The sequence below is a fragment of the Lewinella sp. W8 genome, assembly GCF_004375085.3.
Lineage (GTDB): Bacteria > Bacteroidota > Bacteroidia > Chitinophagales > Saprospiraceae > Neolewinella.
In genome coordinates, this window is sequence record NZ_SNAQ03000014.1 from 108,282 (window position 1) to 126,008 (window position 17,727).

At 58.4% G+C, this 17,727-nt stretch carries 14 protein-coding genes; 5 read left to right on the top strand and 9 right to left on the bottom strand.

The window, feature by feature from the left end:
• Positions 1–44: 44 nt before the first annotated feature.
• Positions 45–1,178, bottom strand: coding sequence for a hypothetical protein (locus E1J53_RS15850; RefSeq protein ID WP_134273349.1), 1,134 nt, complete (start codon positions 1,176–1,178; stop codon positions 45–47).
• Positions 1,179–1,662: 484 nt separating this feature from the next.
• On the opposite strand from E1J53_RS15850, the gene E1J53_RS15855 reads away from it, so the two are divergent.
• Complete coding sequence (locus E1J53_RS15855; protein WP_134273350.1) at positions 1,663–2,562, top strand: hypothetical protein; 900 nt, start codon at positions 1,663–1,665, stop codon at positions 2,560–2,562.
• Between the two features lie 36 nt (positions 2,563–2,598).
• On the opposite strand, the gene E1J53_RS15860 is transcribed toward E1J53_RS15855, so the two are convergent.
• The 7 genes from E1J53_RS15860 to E1J53_RS15890 form a co-directional block, all read right to left on the bottom strand.
• Positions 2,599–3,495 carry an alpha/beta hydrolase gene (locus E1J53_RS15860; protein ID WP_134273351.1) on the bottom strand — a complete coding sequence of 299 codons (897 nt, stop codon included), beginning with the start codon at positions 3,493–3,495 and terminating at the stop codon, positions 2,599–2,601.
• 536 nt (positions 3,496–4,031) lie between these two features.
• Positions 4,032–4,904, bottom strand: a complete 873-nt coding sequence (gene sucD / locus E1J53_RS15865; RefSeq protein WP_134273352.1) for a succinate--CoA ligase subunit alpha — start codon at positions 4,902–4,904, stop codon at positions 4,032–4,034.
• Between the two features lie 32 nt (positions 4,905–4,936).
• Entirely contained in the window at positions 4,937–5,266 is a 330-nt protein-coding gene (locus E1J53_RS15870; RefSeq protein WP_253931880.1) for a septum formation initiator family protein, read from the bottom strand.
• 58 nt (positions 5,267–5,324) lie between these two features.
• Positions 5,325–6,620: a phosphopyruvate hydratase gene (gene eno, locus E1J53_RS15875; protein WP_134273353.1), complete on the bottom strand. Its 1,296-nt coding sequence runs from the start codon at positions 6,618–6,620 to the stop codon at positions 5,325–5,327.
• Positions 6,621–6,737: 117 nt separating this feature from the next.
• Positions 6,738–7,841, bottom strand: a complete 1,104-nt coding sequence (gene carA / locus E1J53_RS15880; protein ID WP_134273354.1) for a glutamine-hydrolyzing carbamoyl-phosphate synthase small subunit — start codon at positions 7,839–7,841, stop codon at positions 6,738–6,740.
• 145 nt (positions 7,842–7,986) lie between these two features.
• Positions 7,987–9,996 carry a serine hydrolase gene (locus tag E1J53_RS15885; RefSeq protein WP_134273355.1) on the bottom strand — a complete coding sequence of 670 codons (2,010 nt, stop codon included), beginning with the start codon at positions 9,994–9,996 and terminating at the stop codon, positions 7,987–7,989.
• 104 nt (positions 9,997–10,100) lie between these two features.
• A complete protein-coding gene (locus E1J53_RS15890; protein WP_134273356.1) occupies positions 10,101–10,724 on the bottom strand; it encodes an HAD family phosphatase in 624 nt (207 codons plus the stop codon).
• 283 nt (positions 10,725–11,007) lie between these two features.
• On the opposite strand from E1J53_RS15890, the gene E1J53_RS15895 reads away from it, so the two are divergent.
• Genes E1J53_RS15895 through E1J53_RS15905 form a run of 3 tightly spaced genes read left to right on the top strand, consistent with a single transcriptional unit; the run spans position 11,008 to position 15,256 of the window.
• A complete protein-coding gene (locus E1J53_RS15895) occupies positions 11,008–12,615 on the top strand; it encodes a T9SS type B sorting domain-containing protein (RefSeq protein WP_134273357.1) in 1,608 nt (535 codons plus the stop codon).
• A gap of 28 nt (positions 12,616–12,643) precedes the next feature.
• Entirely contained in the window at positions 12,644–13,210 is a 567-nt protein-coding gene (locus tag E1J53_RS15900; RefSeq protein ID WP_173021519.1) for a T9SS type A sorting domain-containing protein, read from the top strand.
• A 42-nt stretch (positions 13,211–13,252) separates the two neighbouring features.
• Positions 13,253–15,256 (top strand): tail fiber domain-containing protein, encoded by a 2,004-nt coding sequence (locus E1J53_RS15905; protein ID WP_134273359.1) that lies wholly within the window; start codon positions 13,253–13,255, stop codon positions 15,254–15,256.
• A gap of 430 nt (positions 15,257–15,686) precedes the next feature.
• Here E1J53_RS15905 and E1J53_RS15910 read toward each other — a convergent pair whose 3' ends face one another.
• Positions 15,687–16,904: an MFS transporter gene (locus E1J53_RS15910; RefSeq protein ID WP_134273360.1), complete on the bottom strand. Its 1,218-nt coding sequence runs from the start codon at positions 16,902–16,904 to the stop codon at positions 15,687–15,689.
• Between the two features lie 138 nt (positions 16,905–17,042).
• On the opposite strand from E1J53_RS15910, the gene E1J53_RS15915 reads away from it, so the two are divergent.
• Positions 17,043–17,720 (top strand): outer membrane beta-barrel protein, encoded by a 678-nt coding sequence (locus E1J53_RS15915; protein WP_134273361.1) that lies wholly within the window; start codon positions 17,043–17,045, stop codon positions 17,718–17,720.
• Positions 17,721–17,727 lie beyond the last annotated feature (7 nt).

A 17,727-nucleotide genomic window follows, 5' to 3' on the forward strand; every position in this document is an offset into this window, starting at 1 on the left:
TGCATTATTCCTTCCTTTTCTTGTCTGACCCTGTCGCAGGCCCCCTAATAATCGAGGCCCTCCGTATCATCCAGCCGGGCGACCAACCCCCATCCAAAAAAGAAGTTAGTCAGCCCGACCAGAATTTCGTTTTCTCCTTTCTGCAGGGGCAGGGGAATGCGAACATTTTCAATGGAGGCGCGCCCGCGGGGAGCCTTCATCATCGGGGAGTTGTAGAGATTCTTGTCCACGTAAAGGGGCTGCTGGTTGACGAATACGTAGACCTCGTCGCTGAAGCCAAAGTCCAACTGCCGAAGTTGATCCCGGTCCGAGGTGATGGTTTTTCGCAGCCAGACGACGCGGCGTTCTCCGCGGGGCGTAGGCCCGAAGCGGCGGCTGAGATTAACGATTCCGTGGTGCTCGGCCTGAATGGGGCTGAAGGTCGTAGCGGAAGTGGGTAAGTCCTCGGTGGTCAGTTCGGTGCCCGTGGGAAGCGATTGGGGGGTAGTGACCTCCCAGCTGCGCAAGTAGCGGGCGTCGTTGTGGGTGGGGTCCATCCCCTTGCTGCCCACTAAAGTTCCGGCATCACCGGGCCGGATTTCCAGATTGGCCACGTAGGCGTTACCGTCAAAGGCAATGGCACCTTCACTCCAGTCACCGTCCATTTCGGGCACGTAGAGTGCCGGGGATTCCATATCGTTGACGTAGGCGAGGAGCTGCTGGTCCTTAACGACCAACTTCACGTGGTTCCAACCCGTCTTGCGGAGGGGAGCAGCGGATTGGTAGCCATCGCTCAAATCCCAGATGTTGACACCGTTCAGGATGGCCGAATACTGGATGGCCGTATTGATCCGGGGGTGTCCGGCCCAGAATGCCCGGAGGTAAAAGTGTTCGGAATTTTTGGCGTCCGCCCGCCGAAAGTGGATACTGGTGAAGCGGGTAGTTTCCTCAAAGGCGATGTCGTATTCAATGGTTCCGTTGCGGAAAGTATAGTCTTTCAGGCTGACCATATTGCCGCCGGTGGCGGAGGGATCCGCGCCGCCCAGGTGCATGGCGGTAGTGCCCAGGTGCTGGACGAAGGCCGGTGCATTACCCTCGGCGGACCAGGCGTCGCTGCGCAGGGGTGCCCGGTAGGTTTGAGCCGAAAGGCCTACACTTACCACCATGAACATCAGGAAGGAAAGGAGATATTGGTACATGAATCATTTGGTTTTTGTTACCCCCAAAAGTGCTCCTGCCCCCGGAAACGTCCCGTTCAAGTCCGATACAAATCCGTACAAAAGCGTTCCAGGGCCCCATTCGACCGATCACGAGGGGTTTGCGCCAATACTCCTGGCTGGCGGTACCCAAAAGCACGGCACCTGCGTTTCGCCAGCAGCTTAGTCCGCCGCCACAAACAAAAGCGGCCACGCAGCGGAGTGCTGCGTGGCCGACAATAATTTCAGGTGCTCATGGGAAAAGGCTCCTGCAATTGGCCCGGGGGCCTTTCCGGGGTCAGCTTTCCGGTGTTGTGCACCAGGATGACGGTCCGGGGTTAATCCCGTTTCGGGGATTGGCTAACGTTCTCCCAACGTGCGATGCCACTGATGGAAGTCCGTCAATGGCATCGATGTTCTTTTAGACGGGCCTTTTTTAACCGGGTCACATCCGCGTGGAGATGCCGTATTTTGCGAAAAATTTTCCGTGCGCTTCCTTTACTGCTTCATCCCGTTTTTACTTTCCGTCGTCGGCCACGCCCAGGACGATTTCGGATGGTGGAACGAGGCGAATAACTGGGACGGAGCGACCGACTGGCGGGAATACATCATCATTTCTCCCGGCTTTATGGGCCCCAATGCCCTGCCCGTACCGGAAATTTTTACGGGGCAAATGGACAGCACCTTCGTGGCAGAACTGGGAATTGCCGGTCATCGCAGCCCGGGTGACGACACGGACAACCTGTTCACCCGACTCTTCACCCCCCTTTTTTCCGAGCGCGTAGGTTTTGACCTCCGGTTCGTTCCTCTGGAGCGGTACCAAATGACCACGGCGACGCGAGACGAGCGTAGGTCCCGGGATTTTGACGGACGGGGCACCGCCGTCGGCGACGTCTACCTGGCCACCCTGGTGCAACTGGTGGAGGAACAAAAGCAGCGCCCGGGAGTGCTGCTCGGCGTGCATTTACGCACGGCCTCGGGCACCAATCTCGGGGGCGCACGCTTTACGGATTCCCCCGGATACCATTTCGACCTTTCGGCCGGTAAGACCTATCGGCCGCAAGGGGGTTGGATTCGCTCCGTGCGCCCGTACCTTATGGCCGGCTTCCTGGTCTTCCAGGTCAGCAACCGGGGTAACGACCAGCGGCAAAACGACTGCTTTCTTTTTGGCGGCGGGGTGGACCTGGGGTTCACCCGGGTGATGCTACGCCAGCAGATCGGTGGCTACCTGGGGTATCTGGACAACCGGGATAAACCCATCGTTTACCGGTTGCGGGTAGAAAGCCGCTTCGGTGGGCGGCTGAACCTGGCCGCCGGCCTGCAGGCCGGGCTGAACGACTGGGCCTACACTACCGGACAGCTGTCGGTGATTTATCGCGGCAGATAACCGGATGCAGGGGGGAGAACATCCGGCCTGACTTCCTTACTCCAATTCAAAAAGCCAACGTACGGCGGGCATGAACTGCCGGTTCCAGAAGGCTTCGTTGTGCTCCCCCTGGGGATCGACCGTCAGGACGAGGTTATCGTCCGGATGGCCGGTTTTCCGGATGGTTTGTTCCATGCGTTCGGCGTAATCTACCATCTCTCCTTCCCCCCGGCCCACAGTGAGGTACAGCCGGGTGCTGTCGGGCACCGGGAAGTCTCGCGTGAAGGTGAACACACTATCCGAGTACCAGTAGGACGGGGAGAAAATACCCGCCCTCCCGAAGACCTCCGGGTAGGCGTACACGCCGTAGTGGGAGATGAGTCCGCCCATCGAGCTGCCCATGATTGCCGTGTAGGCCGGCCCCGTCTGGGTGCGATAGGTGGCGTCCACCAGGGGCTTGACCGTGCGGACGATGAACTCCAGGTAGGCCTCTCCCTCGGCGGGACCGTAGTCTTCGTTTACCCAGGGGCTCAACTCCCGCATCCGGAGTTCCTGCCCGTTGTCAACGCCCACAACGATGAGCCGGAAGTCGCTTTCTTCAGCCATTTCGTTCAGCATCTCGTCCACGCCCCATTCTCCGACGAAGGACGTGGAATCGTCGAAAAGGTTCTGTCCGTCGTGCATGTACAGTACGGGGTAGCGGTCATCAGACTCCACGTAGTCCGGTGGAAGGTAGATGCGGATTTGCCGATCCCGGTCCAGGCCGGGCATCGGCAGCGGATTTTCGAGAATCGTCACGTTGGGCTGCAGGGTGGAGGGGCGAGGAGCGGGCGGGCGGGGTGGAGGCTCCGTAGAACAGCTGAGGAATAGAAACGCTAAGGCAGTGGCTAAGAAAAAGGGAGTCGGAGATAGTTCAGCAGCAAGACTGTAGAAGGAAGAGGGGAGTCGGAACATATTGGGTGGTGTGATGGTCTTTGGGAAGGACGAGATGACGGTGAAAAGGTAGCATCAATCTACCGGGGGATTTCAGTTGATGTCCGGTAAATAGCGGACGAGCACCCGGTACTTGGCCGGTGCCGTAGTGATCCTACGCGGGGGAAAAGAGAATGCTAACGGGCTTGGGTCGCAAGGCCCTAACCGTTCTGCGAACGGACCGCAGACCTTGCTCCGCAGGAAGGAACGGCCTTCCAGGCCGAGGGCGGGGAGTTATTATCTAAACTGGGAAAGTCAAACTTCTATAACTAGTTTTCCTCCTGATTGCCCCACAAAAGCTAGGTTGCCTTTATCGTAGCCTCTTTTGCCAACTCCCATTTCTCCTGGTGTCGCAAGGCCCTAACCGTTCTGCGAACGGACCGCAGACCTTGCTCCGCAGGAAGGAACGGCCTTCCAGGCCGCAGGCGGGAAAGTCAACCCCTGAGCCATAGCCTCCAATCAAAAACGCCCTCCACCAAACCGGCGGAGGGCGTTCCTCTTACTCAATCGTTGCTGGCTTATCCCTTCAGGGCTTTCACCATCGTCGTGCCGATATCGGCGGGGCTCTTCACTACGTGAATGCCACATTCGGCCATGATCTTCATCTTGGCTTCGGCGGTGTCTTCGTGACCACCCACGATGGCACCCGCGTGGCCCATGGTGCGGCCCTTGGGGGCCGTCTGTCCGGCGATGAAGCCAACTACGGGCTTGGTGCCGTGCTCTTTGACGTAGTGCGCGGCCTCGGCCTCCATCGTACCGCCGATCTCACCGATCATGATGATACCGTCGGTGTCGGGGTCATTCATCAGCAGTTCCACGGCGTCCTTGGTCGTCGTGCCAATGATGGGGTCACCGCCAATACCGATACAGGTGCTCTGCCCCATGCCGGCTTTGGTTACCTGGTCTACGGCTTCGTAGGTCAGCGTACCGGAGCGGGACACGATGCCGATGCGGCCGGGATTGTGGATGAAGCCGGGCATGATGCCACACTTGGCTTCACCCGGAGTGATGACACCGGGGCAGTTGGGGCCCACCAAACGGCAATCATAATCTTTGATGTAGGAACGCACCTTCACCATATCCTGAACGGGAATACCTTCGGTGATACAGATGATCACCTTGATGCCCGCCGTGGCGGCCTCCATGATCGCATCACCGGCAAAAGCCGGGGGAACGAAGATCACGGATACGTCCGCACCGGCTTCCTGCACGGCTTCGGCGACGGTATTGAAAACGGGCTTCCCGAGGTGAACTTGTCCTCCCTTTCCGGGAGTAACGCCACCCACCAGGTTAGTGCCATATTCGAGCATCTGCTCGGCGTGGAAGCTGCCTTCCTTACCCGTGATGCCCTGTACGATAATGTTGGAATCCTTGTGGACTAAAACTGCCATTTGATGTTGAGAGGTTAGAATGTGTTAGGGGCCTACTCATCGACGAGGATGAACACATCCTCATCGTCTTTCTGCATGAAATAACTCTCTCGGGCAAATCGCTCCCGATTGACCTCCATGTCCAGCTTTTCGGCTTCGGCGGCGTCAATGCGCTCGTCAAAACTTTCCAGCTCGGTCTCGAGCCGCTGGACGGTATTGTGCAATCGGTACTGCGTAGCTACGTCGTGGCGGTCAATGAAAACCATCAGGAACGTGAAGGCCACGAGCGTGAGGAAATAGCGATTCCGCAGGTAGGGCGGAATCTTATTCCAAAGCTTCAGCAACGGGTCCTGTGATTTTTTGGCGGCCATAGCGTAGGGCAATTTGCCCGGAAGTTAATGGTTTTTAAGGGAACGGAGACTACGCTCCAGGGTTGAATGATTACCGACCAATCTTCCGCAGCAGGTCTTTTCCGGGGAAGTAAGCCGTAGAACCAAGCTCTTCCTCGATGCGAAGCAGCTGGTTGTACTTGGCGATCCGGTCGGAGCGGCTGGCGGAACCGGTCTTGATCTGTCCGGTGTTCAGGGCCACGGCCAGGTCGGCGATGGTCACGTCTTCGGTTTCTCCGGAACGGTGGCTCATCACGCTGGTGTAGCCCGCGCGGTGGGCCATGGTCACCGCCTCAATGGTCTCCGTCAGGGAGCCGATCTGGTTCACCTTGATGAGGATGCTGTTGGCGCTGCCCTCGTTGATACCGCGAGAGAGGCGCTCGGTGTTGGTCACGAACAGATCGTCGCCCACCAGCTGGCACCGGTCGCCGATGCTCTGGTTCAGGGCGGCCCAGCCGGCCCAGTCGTCCTCGTCCAGTCCGTCCTCGATGCTGAAGATGGGGTACTTGTCCACCCAGCCCTTCCAGTAATCCACCATGGCGGCGCTTTCGATCTTGCGGCCGTCGGATTTGTGGAAGTGGTAGACGCCTTCCTCGGCGTTGTAGAATTCGGAGGCCGCCGCGTCCATGGCGATCATGATCTGCTCACCGGGCTTGTAGCCGGCCGACTCGATGGACTTCAGCACAATCTCGATGGCCTCGTCGTTGCTCTTGATGTTGGGCGCAAAGCCTCCTTCGTCGCCCACGTTGGTGCTGTAGCCCTTGCTCTTCAGTACCTTCTTCAGGTGGTGGAAAGTTTCCACGCCCATCTGCAGGGCTTCACTGAAGGTGTCTGCCCCCAGGGGAAGGATCATGAATTCCTGGAAGTCGATGCTGTTGTCCGCGTGGCTACCGCCGTTGAGGATGTTCATCATCGGCACGGGCATGGTGTGGGCGTTCACCCCACCGACGTAGCGGTAGAGAGACATATTCTGCTCGATGGCTGCGGCCTTGGCGCAGGCCAGGCTCACGCCCAGGATGGCGTTGGCGCCCAGCTTACCCTTGTTGGGCGTGCCGTCCATGGCGATCATCGTCTCGTCGATGTAGCGCTGGTCGGTTACGTCCACGCCGAGGAGTTCTTCGGCGATCTTTTCTTCCACGTTGGCCACGGCCTGGGTCACGCCCTTGCCGAGGTAGGTGTCCTTGTCGTTGTCCCGCAGTTCCACGGCTTCGTACTTACCGGTACTCGCACCGGAGGGAACGGCCGCCCGGCCCAGCGCGCCTTCACCGGTCACCACTTCAACTTCAACGGTGGGATTGCCCCGGCTGTCCAGAATCTGGCGGGCACGGATGTCAAGGATAGAACTCATAATGCAATAGTTTTCACGTTAGTAGATGGGCTTCGGTCAGGGGGTGGGAATTGGGCGACGGAGCGCAGGTGCAGGGCTACTCGGTAAGGAGCGTGGCACCTGCGGTGATCGCCCTGATTATTTCTTTCTTGCGCGGATGGCGTCCACGAACTGGTCAAACAGGTAGGCCGCATCGTGGGGTCCCGGGCTGGCCTCGGGGTGATACTGCACACTGAAGGCGTCTTTGCCCTTGATGCGGATGCCCTCGATGGTGTCGTCGTTGAGGTTCCGGTGGGTCACCTCCACCACGTCCAGGTTCTGCTCGATGGCCTCAGGACTCACGCCGAAGCCGTGGTTCTGGCTCGTGATCTCACTCTTGCCCGTGATCAGGTTCTTCACGGGGTGGTTGATGCCGCGGTGACCGTGGTGCATCTTGTAGGTGGGGATGCCCACCGCGCGGGCCAGAATCTGGTGACCAAGACAAATGCCGAACATCGGCTTGTCTTCCTCCAGCATCGCCTGGGCGGTTTTCACGGCGTAGTCCATCGCGCCGGGGTCCCCGGGACCGTTGCTGATGAAGAGTCCGTCGGGCTGGAAGGCCATAATTTCCTCCATGCTGCTCTTGGCCGGAAATACCTTTACGTAGCAGTCGCGCTGCAGGAAATTGCGCAGGATGTTGCGCTTGGTGCCCAGGTCCAGGACCGCCACCCGGTGGGGAGCATTTTCCTCGCCCATGGTGTAAGCCTCCTTGGTGGTCACGTAGCTACTCAACTCCAGACCGTCCATGTCGGGGGCGGCCGCCAGCTGCTTCTTCAGATCGTCCAGGTCAAAGTTTTCGCTGGAGATGATGGCGTTCATGGCACCCTTGTTGCGGATGTGGCGCACGATGGCGCGGGTGTCCACGTCGCTGATGCCCACAACACCCTCCTCCTCAAAGTAATCCTGAATGGAGGCCTCCGCCTGGTGCCGGCTGTAGGGCACCGTAAAGTTCTTACAGATCAGTCCGGCAATCTTCACGCTATCGGATTCGGTGTCCTTGTCCGCCGTCCCGTAGTTCCCGATGTGGGCGTTGGTGGTAACCAGGAGCTGGCCGTAATAGGAAGGATCGGTGAAGATTTCCTGGTATCCCGTCATGCCGGTATTGAAGCAAATCTCACCGGTGGTCGTGCCGATCTTACCGGCGGCCTTGCCTTCGTAAACGGTTCCGTCTGCCAGGAGCAGGATTGCGCGTTGTTGACTCATAATTATGGGGCGGGGGTGGTCAAATTCACGCAAAGATAAGCAACCTGAGCACATCGGATTAGGTCCGCAGGATTATGTTTCGTTTAAGACACCGATGGCCCGGACGCCAAGCCTCCCCGCTCCACGCCCGGGAAGGGCCATTGCGCTACTCCCCGTCTCCCCCGCTGCCCTCCACGGCAAACTTGTGGAAATCAAAAACCAGCGGGCCGCCGGTGCTGGAATTGGTGAAGATGATGTACCCCATTTTCAGGTCATCGTACACCTCAAACTGGCAACGGAAATCTCCGTTGTTTCCGCCGTGGCCGAACACCATACCGTAGGGCGACTCCCGCAGCGCGATCCCCAGGCCAAATCCGGTCGGATAACCGTTGAGGAAGTTTTCTTCCTTCTCCAGCGTCTGCATGGTAAACATCGCCTCGGCCTGGGCTTCGGTCAGCCCTTTCCTTTCCAGCAGGGCGAGGGCAAAGGGGGCAAAGTCCTGCGCGTTGGTGTGCATACTGAAGGCCATGCCCGGCCACGCATCGTAAGATTGGCGGGTGGGCCGTCCGTCATAATGCCCGGACACCCCACGTTCCCGGAGCTGCGGATCGTCTTTGAAGTAGGTATTGGTCATGCCAAGGGGCTCCAACAGCTCCTGATCCAGCAGGCGCTGGATGGAATCCGGCAGGTGTGGGCCCACCCCTCCGGCAACCACCTTCTTCAGGTACTCAAAGCCCTCACCGCTGTACCCAAACTGGGTTCCCGGCGGGTGGAGCAACTTCGCACCCCAGTTCGGAAGGCCCGAAACGTGGGTGAGGACGTGGCGCGCGGTCATCTTCTTGTATTCCGGATATTTTTCCAGCTCCGGAAACGGAAACTGCTCGTGGAGCGGACGGTCCAGATCAAAATCGCCCCGCTGCGTCAGGCGGTTCATTACGTAGGCAAACACCGACTTGGTGATGGAAGCGGCCTCAAAAACCGACTCCATGCGCACCGGCTTCCCGGTCATGGCGTTTTCCACCCCGTAGGTTCGGTGGTAGACGAGTTTGCCATCCTGAATCAGGCCCACTGACACCCCGGGGATGTTGTAGTAGTCCATGTAGGTCCGGATGTACTCGTCTACGCGCTGGGCGGTGCCCTTGGTAAACTTCTCGTGAAGCACCCCCTTCTCTGGAGGGGCGGGCTGCGGCTCTACGGCGACCATCAGCGGGGTCGCTACGTTTTTCTCCACGTCCCGCACCCGGATGTTCACGGGGTTTCCGCCAACCATTCGATCCAGATCAAACCAATTGTTCCAGTGGTACTGCGGACGGATGGACACCTCGTAACTCATGACGGGGACGGTGAGGGCGTAATTGCCCAGAGAATCCGTGCGGGCCGTGAGGCGGAACGGATGCTTACCCCGGTGGGTGAGTTCTACCCGTTCGGGCATCCCCTCCTTCGCCATACCCACCTTCTCGATCCTCCCGGTAACCTCACTCAGCAGGGTACCCTCGCGGACCAGCACGAGGTCGCCCAGCCGGTCATTGTTGCTGAATTTCTCTCCGCCCGGGCCCCACTCCAGCGATACCGAATTCTGGCTTTCGTCCTTGTCGAAAATAACGTAGTCGAAACCCAGCGCTCGCGGCACCTCCAGGGTATCCGGCAGAACGATTTTCCATTCGTAGTTGGTCGTCCCCCCTTCCCGGAGAATTTTCACCGTAACGTTATCCCAGTTTGCCCGGGCCAGCTCGGGGTACCAGGGCATGTCTTCCTGGTGCACGATCTTGCGGTGATCCTCCGTCAGCTCGTAGGCCAGCACCCCCGATCCAGCCGGATCATGCTTGACGTCCAGGTAGAGCACCTGGAGGTCATGGGAGGCGTAGTGGTCATCGTCGGGGGTGCGTACGTAATCGTCATCCCGGACCGACACGAACACGTAAATAGCATTCTCGGCCAGGTTATGGCCCGCCATAAAGAAGGCATTGGCGTCATCCGGGTGGTCCGCCCGCGCACCGTAGCGGTAGCCGTTGATGGCATACTTTTTCAGGCCGGCAGGCCAGTCATCCATACGACCGTCAACCGTGATGTTTTTTATGGGGAAGGCAAAGGCCACCTTGCCGTTATTGCTCCACAGCGGGGTCGACGACAGGCTCGACAGAAGTACCAGTAGGGTAACGGTAGAAGTCAGTCTCATGAACTCGGTAGTTTAACGATAAAGTCGCCTCAATACGCGAAAACGTTGCAGGGCCGTCAGGATTTTCGGCGCGCTTTTAGCCACCGCATCGGCGCAGGAAAAGTCTACACCGGAAGTCCCCGGCCCCGCAACTTCTCCCGGGTTTGCTCGGGGGTTTTCATCCGGATGGCGTCCAGCCCGGCGGCGCGAGCGGCCAGTACGTTTCGTTCGCTGTCGTCGATGAAGATACAACCGGAGAAGTCGCCGAGGGAATACGTAAGGCGTAGGTGTTCGTAGATTTCCGGGTCCGGTTTTTTCATTTTGACTTCCCCCGACACCATGATGTCCTCGAAGAGTTCCAGAAAATCGAAGTTCTCCCGCGCCCAGGGAAACAGTTCCGCACTCCAGTTCGTGAGTCCGAGCAGACGATAATTCCCGGCGGCGTGCAGGCGTTTGAGCAGCTCCACGTTTCCGGGGATGGGCCCGCTGAAGTGTTCGGTCCAGCGATCGTAATAGATGCGAATTTCCCGTTCCCATTCGGGGTACTGCCGGACGAGCAATTCGGTGGCCTCGGCCACCGGTCGCCCCCGGTCCTGCTCTTCGTTCCAGTCCAGGGTGACGATGTTGTTGACGAACCAGTCCGACCGCTCCGGATCATCAAAAACCTTGTTGTACAGCAGGCGGGGATTCCAACCGATGAGGACGTTGCCCAGATCAAAAATGACCGTGTGGATGGGAGTACTTTGCATGACGCAAAGGTAGCAAGGAGGTGGGAGGATGGCGCGGGACGAACGCTAGATCAATACTTCATCCAACCGGCGACGTCCTGAGTTTTGCGATACTCGTCGGGATCGATGATTGTAGGGCACGGCAACGGAGTATCGGCCGAGCGCGAGGGTCACGACCTTTTGGCGTAGACGCAGGTGCCGTGCGATAAACCTTTCGGCAAAGTAAATCCGTAAGGGAAGGAAAAACCTGGCTTGGCGTAACGCTTGTCCGTTTTTTCGGCATAAACGGTCAAAGCATCTTCCCATGCGTTGGCTTATCTGCCTGATTTGCGGTTGTTTGGCCGCGCAAATGTCCGCTCAGGATTTTGCGCCGGAAACGGTGGTTTGCCGGCGGGGCAGCTTTACACTTTCCAGTCCGCTGACGGATGGTGTAGCTTACCAGTACGCCTGGGAACGGTCCTTTGACGGGGGCGTAAGCTGGCAGTCCACCGGGGACAATGCCCCGACGCTGACCATCAGTAGCCCCCACAGTGGCATCCGCTACCGGATGCACTATGCCCCAGCGACCGCCTGTCTGCGGGACCCCGGCTGCCGACAATCCACCACGGCTACCCTGCTTACCGTACGGATACCTTCCTATTCCCAGGGGGTTCAACTCTGCCGGGGAGACACCCTCAGGGTGGGGACGGACCGCCTGACCACGGGAGGGCTCCACCAGACGGTCTTGTCTACTGCGGGTGGTTGCGACAGCATCGTGGACACCTTCATTGACCTGCTGGAAGCCCACGAGGAGCGCTTCTTTCTGGAGTTATGTCCGGGAGAACAATTCCGGGGGCTCAGCCTCGCCGCAGATACCAGCCTGATCTATAACCTGACCAGCGATCAGGGTTGTGACAGCCTTCTGATCTACGACATCAGCATTGCCGGCGCGGAAAACTTCAACATTCGGGGGAACACCCTGATCTGTGCCGGAGAAAGCACCCGGCTTTCGGCTCCCGGGCAGTACGTCGCCTACCGGTGGACGACCGGCGAAACGAGCCGGAGCATTGAGGTTGCCGAAGCGGGCACCTACGGTTTGACCCTCACCGACCTGACCGGCTGTGAACGGGTGCTCACCGTAGACGTTGGGCGGAGTGACCTTAACATCAGTGCCGTGGACATTACACCGCCCGGTTGTCCCGGCGGTGCGGGTGCCGCAACGATCAACCTCCAGCAGGAGGGGCCGATGCTCTTTTCCTTTGACGGGGGAAACACCTTTGGGCAATCGGCGAGCAATCGCAATATGGTGGCGGGCAACTACCGGGTGGTAGTTGAGAATGACGATGGATGCAGGAGGGATACGACAATCGTCATTCCCCCCGCCCCTGCGCTCGCCCTCACCCCCATGACCGCCACCCGGCAGGAAATTGAACGGGGGGACACCGTTTCGCTGGCCGTCGCGGCCAGCTTTCCCGTAATGCACTACACCTGGTCATCACCGCAGTGGTTGAGCTGCACCGACTGCCCCGACCCCGCAGCCGCCCCACCACAAAACATGGTGTATGAGGTTACGGCCACGGCCGCCGGGGGATGCAGTGCCACGGCCACTTTTGATCTGCGGGTGAAGGACCACCGGCGGGTCTACGCTCCGACGGCCTTCAGCCCTAACGGCGACGATCAGAACGATCGCTGGCAATTATTTACCGGCCCCCGGGCCGTGGCGGTCAGCGGACTTCAGATCGCTGATCGCTGGGGTGGCGTCCAGTTCGAACAACCCGCGGCCAGCCTTCCTCCCGAAGATCTTGCCCTCCGATGGGACGGCACCCGGGAGGGAATCAAGTTGCCTGCGGGGAGCTATTACTACGCTGCCTCCATTCACTTCGCTGATGGTTCCGTGCGCCCAATACGGGGCAAGATCAGCCTCATCCGATAATCATCCCTCATTCATAAATCCCAACACCATGGCCTCTGCGATACTTCTCTGCACCCGCGCAACTGCGCCCAAAAACGCCATCTGGCTCCCTGACCAGCGACGAGCCTCCGCTCACTGGCTACTCCTACTGTTGCTGCTTTTGGGTTTTTACACGGCCGGACTTTCCGGTCAAAGCTTGAGCCAGACCGTAATTGGCAGCACCGGCACGTACTACTCGGTGGCCAACACGGGCAACCTCCATTTCACCGTCGGGGAACTCGTCGTGGACCGCACCACCAACGGATTCGTGCTGGAGCGCGGATTTCACCAGGGCTACCAGGACCTGCTGTCTACGGCCGTCTGGCTGGCTCCCGAAATTGATTTGAGCCTGCGGGTCTACCCCAACCCGAGCCTCGGCCCCGTGGTGCTGGAAGGCAGCTGGGACCCCGAAGACCGTGCCGTGATTCGGGACCTGTTCGGCCGCCCGGTACAACAACTGGTCCTTCCCCCTAACCGGGCCGAGATTGATCTGAGTTCCCATCCGGCGGGCACCTACTTCCTCACCATCTTCCGTGGCGGACGCCCCCTGGGCGGTATTCGACTGATCCGTCAGTAACAACTATCCCTCCATCCGCATAAACCCATAAATCATCATCCCATGCAACCGCTACTAAACCAATTTCAACGTCGCCTCTGCCTGTTAACCCTCCTGGCCATGCTGGCTGCGGGCAGTCTGCTGGCCCAGGCCCCCAATGGCTTTAAATTTCAGGCCGTTGCCCGCGATGCCGACAACAACGCCATGTCCGCGGAAAACATCGCCGTACGGATCAGTCTATTGCGCGACGGCGCAGCGGGAACCGTCGACTACAGCGAACGCCACGAAGTGACCACCTCCGATCTAGGCGTCTTCGATCTCCACATCGGTAATGGTGTCCAGCTCAGTGGAGACTTTACCACCATTGACTGGGGGGCTCACCCCTACTACCTGAAAGTGGACATGGACCCCGACGGCGGCACGGCCTACGTTAACATGGGGGCCAGTCAGCTGCTATCCGTTCCCTACGCCCTGTACGCAAAAGAAAGCGGAGACGGCGGCGGCGGAAACCCCACGGACGAGCTGCAGAACCTGATTTACGACCCCAACACCCAGACGCTCACCCTCACCGACGGCAACTCCGTAACGCTGCAGGTGGGCGGTGGTGGCACCGACGATCAGACGTTGAGTCTCAGCGGCACCACCCTGCAAATTGAGGACGGCAACAGTGTAGACCTTTCTTCGCTGCAAGACGGTACGGAAGACGCTGACGCCGACCCCAACAACGAAATCCAGACCATCAGCCTCAGCGGGAATCAGGTGAGCCTGAGCGGCGGCGGCGGATCCATAACGCTTCCCGCCGGGACCGTCGACACCGATGACCAGACGCTGAGCTTCAGCGGCACTACCCTCCAAATTGAGGACGGAAACAGCGTAGACCTTTCATCACTGCGGGACGGTACCGAGGACGCCGACGCCAACCCCACCAACGAATTGCAAAGCCTTTCCCTGAGCGGTAATAACCTATCCCTCAGCAACGGTGGTGGTACGGTCAACCTTAGTGGTATCGGGGGCAGCAGCCTCTGGACGGCGGCCGGATCCAACATTTACCGGAATACGGGAAATGTGGGGATTGGCACAACCAGTCCGGAAATGGACTTTAACCTGGTGGGCAATATGCTCCTCCAATCGAATATCGGCGCCTTCCACATTGGCTACCCCAACAATGGCAACCGCTGGCGGGTATCCACGACCAATTCCGGGGCAGATTTGTTGTTCCGGTCCAAGGTGGCCAACAGCTCGACCTTTAACACACGCATTGCCTTCCGCCAGACCGGTGAATTCCAGGTGGGCAACATTGGCACTCCGGAAGCTTGGGCCCATGTCCTCGGCAACACGAATATTGGCAAACCTCACATGAAGCTGGAGGAGGTTGGGAATGATTACGCACGCCTGGAGCTCGCGAATACTGTATCCAGTAGCTTCTGGCACGTTGCCGGACTTCCCGCTTCCAGTGGTGCAAGCGCACGATTGAACATGTTCTACGGCACCAGTAGTGGAGGTACTGACTTCATGACAATTACCGGTGACGGAAGAGTGGGCATTTATGGCAGCCCATCTGCCCGTCTGGAACTCTACCAGCGGGGGCAACAGGTAGGTACCGGCCTGCGCTTCGACGACGGCACCGCCAACCAGGACTGGGACATCACCCACGGCTTCTCGCTGCGCTTCCACTACGGTGGCAGCCTGCGGGGTTTTATTAACGCCAATACGGGAGCCTACACCCAGTCTTCGGACGAGTCACTGAAAACGGCCGTTGCGGGGATCGCTCCGGTAATGGACAAACTGCGGAATCTGAGGATAAAAACCTACCGGTATAAGTCCGCCGACAAGCCCGAGATGACCATTGGGCTACTGGCCCAGGAGGCCCAGGAATTGTTTCCGGAACTGGTCGCTTATTCTGCGGCCGATGAACTCTACGGCGTCAACTACGCCGGGTTCAGCATGGTGGCCATCAAGGCCATTCAGGAGCAGCAGGAAACCATTGACGCCCAGACCGAAAAAATTGAAGCCCTGGAGGCCAGGCTGGCCCGACTGGAGGCCCTGTTGAGTCCCGAAAAAGAGTAAGAATTATTTTTACGATAGCTGTTTGTTCCCCGCATCCGTTTACTGGATGCGGGGATTTTTTTGTTTCGGGGAAGGATTTTTGACCATTCAGCACACAATTCATACCACTCAGCACAAAGCGAATTAATTATTAGGTGGTCAAACACCTAATCCCATATCTTGACAATTGTCTTTATTCGAGAGATTAAGATCTATTCACCACGATAGCCAGTTTTCCTCCCCACATTCTTCGGAGTGTGGGGAGTTTGTTTTTGGTCATTTACTGTATTAAAACTGCGTGCCGAACAACTTCGGGGCTTTACCCGTACGCGGTGGACAACCCCAGCGTCAGCTAACGGTTTGCGGCGGGTTAGTGATTGGGGAGGACCGTTGGCGGAGGGGATTTCCCCATCAAATTTTCGCCTTTTTTCGACTAAGTCTACAAGTAGACTTAGTCGACAGAATTTGGCTTTTTCGTCCCGCGCTCAATCCCCGTCAGCAGCATACACAGCAGGGCGTAGCCCACCATGACCAGCATCCACTGACCCACCCCTACGGAAAGTCCCCAGGTGAAGACGATGGGCGCTGCCGCGGAAGACAGGACGACCAAAAGCCCTACCGCACTTTTGATCGCTCCCAAGAAGCGGGGGCCGTAGCGCTCCGCCCACAGGGCGGGGACCGTGACAGTCATCATCCCCGAACTGATTGCCGTCAGGCCGAAAAGAACCGGCACCGCCCAGGTGGTGGGGAACAACACAAAGCACCCGATGCCAAGGGTAGCCGGAATGAGCAAAAAGGCAAGTACCCGCCCCGGCCCCAGACCATCCACGATGAAGCCCGCCGTGAACAAGGTCACCATCCGCACAAAACCGTAGATACTGAGTCCGATGGCCATCAACTCCACGGTGTAGCCCCGCATCTCCGCCACGACACTCTGGTTGAAGACGAAGCCGGTAAACACAAAGGGGATAAACAGCAAAGTCGGCACAATCAGCTGAAACCGACGGTCGCGTAAGACTTCTCCGCGGGTCCAGGAGGCTTCCTGACTCTCCGCGCTAGCCGCCGCCACGGTGGCTGCCTTCTGGAACAAGTCCCGGCGATCAATCAACCACCAAATGAGGGGAATAAAGATCACCGCCAACATTCCCGCAGCCACCAGCCACATACTGCGGTAACCCTCTTCGGCGATGAAGGAGGTAGCAAAGGGAGGGATCACGATCTCGGCGAAACAAATCCCCACCATCGAAATCGACAGGGCCTTACCCCGGCCGGCCACGAAGAAGCGGCCGATGGTAGTAGAGCCCGTTAAAGCCAACACCCCCTGCCCCCCCAATCGTACCGCCAGGATGCCGGCCGCCAGCCACAACCAGTTGTGGGTGTAGGCCAGGATCAGACACCCGCCAATCATGACCGTAGCCGTCACCGTCGACACGTATCGCACCCGAAAGCGATCAATCTGCCGTCCGATCAGCGGCAGGCAAAAAGCAGCCACCAGCGTGACGGTGGAGTAGATGCCGGAAAAAACCTCCGTTTCCCAGCCGCGCTCCGCCGTGATGCCGGCCACAAACAAGCTGATGAAAAAGGTCTGCCCCACAAAGCTGAAGAAGTAGTGCAAAAAGCCGAAGGACAGGTAGCGCGGGTGGGTGCGCAGGAGCTGGGCGAAGTTCATTAGGCAGAATCTCTTATGGAGTGAATGTCCGAAGGCCTAAATAGTTAAGGAGCACAAAAATCTATTTTTATCCAGTTAATCATGGTGTACTTTCGGTTTTAGCCTTTTCCCCTTAACTCCGTACCGAATCCCACTTTTATGAGATTCATGCTACTCCTGTTCGCCTTGTATTCTTCTGCACTTTACGCCCAGGGCCGCACCTCCCTCGACCTGTTTGCCGCCACTGGCTTTTCTCAGGAATACAACTCCTTTCTTCGCTCCAATGGCTTTTTAGAGGGCCGCCAGATTCTCCAGGTTTTCCGGGCCGGAGCTGGAGCCACTAAAGTGCTCGGTCGGCATTTTCACCTCCGGATTGGTCTTCAGTACGCCCAGTATGGCTTCCGATTTCAAGACCGGCTTCAAATAAACAGCCCTGATCAGGGTGACCGGAGAATTACGTTTGACCAGCGACACCACTATTTGGAAACCATGGTGGGGCTCCGGTACCAGATACAGACCAGGGGAAGTTGGTCGCCCTTCGTTGAGCTCGGCACCAACGCCGCCATCTTCACGCACGCAACTGCGAAAACTACCGTTGAGCCAGAACTCACGGGACTAACCATCGGAGACGACAACCCCGATGGTGAACTCTTCAACGCCCTCAGCTTCGTAGGCCGCGCGGGTTTAGGTGCCGAGTTTTTGGTCAGCCCGCGCCTCGCTCTCTACACCATGGTCGGTTTTCAGCACCACCTGACGAAAATTCACGCCAACCCCGAAGCCCGTATCCTTCCCTGGCAGGCATCGGTGGAAGTAGGCGGAAGAATCTTCATTGACTAAGCTATCA

Coding starts and splice junctions, on each gene's coding strand:
- E1J53_RS15915 (WP_134273361.1), top strand. CDS start 17,043: ATGAGATTCATGCTACTCCTGTTCGCCTTGTATTCTTCTGCACTTTAC.
- carA (WP_134273354.1), bottom strand. CDS start 7,841: ATGAGTCAACAACGCGCAATCCTGCTCCTGGCAGACGGAACCGTTTAC.
- E1J53_RS15860 (WP_134273351.1), bottom strand. CDS start 3,495: ATGTTCCGACTCCCCTCTTCCTTCTACAGTCTTGCTGCTGAACTATCT.
- E1J53_RS15905 (WP_134273359.1), top strand. CDS start 13,253: ATGCAACCGCTACTAAACCAATTTCAACGTCGCCTCTGCCTGTTAACC.
- E1J53_RS15910 (WP_134273360.1), bottom strand. CDS start 16,904: ATGAACTTCGCCCAGCTCCTGCGCACCCACCCGCGCTACCTGTCCTTC.
- eno (WP_134273353.1), bottom strand. CDS start 6,620: ATGAGTTCTATCCTTGACATCCGTGCCCGCCAGATTCTGGACAGCCGG.
- E1J53_RS15895 (WP_134273357.1), top strand. CDS start 11,008: ATGCGTTGGCTTATCTGCCTGATTTGCGGTTGTTTGGCCGCGCAAATG.
- E1J53_RS15885 (WP_134273355.1), bottom strand. CDS start 9,996: ATGAGACTGACTTCTACCGTTACCCTACTGGTACTTCTGTCGAGCCTG.
- E1J53_RS15850 (WP_134273349.1), bottom strand. CDS start 1,178: ATGTACCAATATCTCCTTTCCTTCCTGATGTTCATGGTGGTAAGTGTA.
- E1J53_RS15900 (WP_173021519.1), top strand. CDS start 12,644: ATGGCCTCTGCGATACTTCTCTGCACCCGCGCAACTGCGCCCAAAAAC.
- E1J53_RS15890 (WP_134273356.1), bottom strand. CDS start 10,724: ATGCAAAGTACTCCCATCCACACGGTCATTTTTGATCTGGGCAACGTC.
- sucD (WP_134273352.1), bottom strand. CDS start 4,904: ATGGCAGTTTTAGTCCACAAGGATTCCAACATTATCGTACAGGGCATC.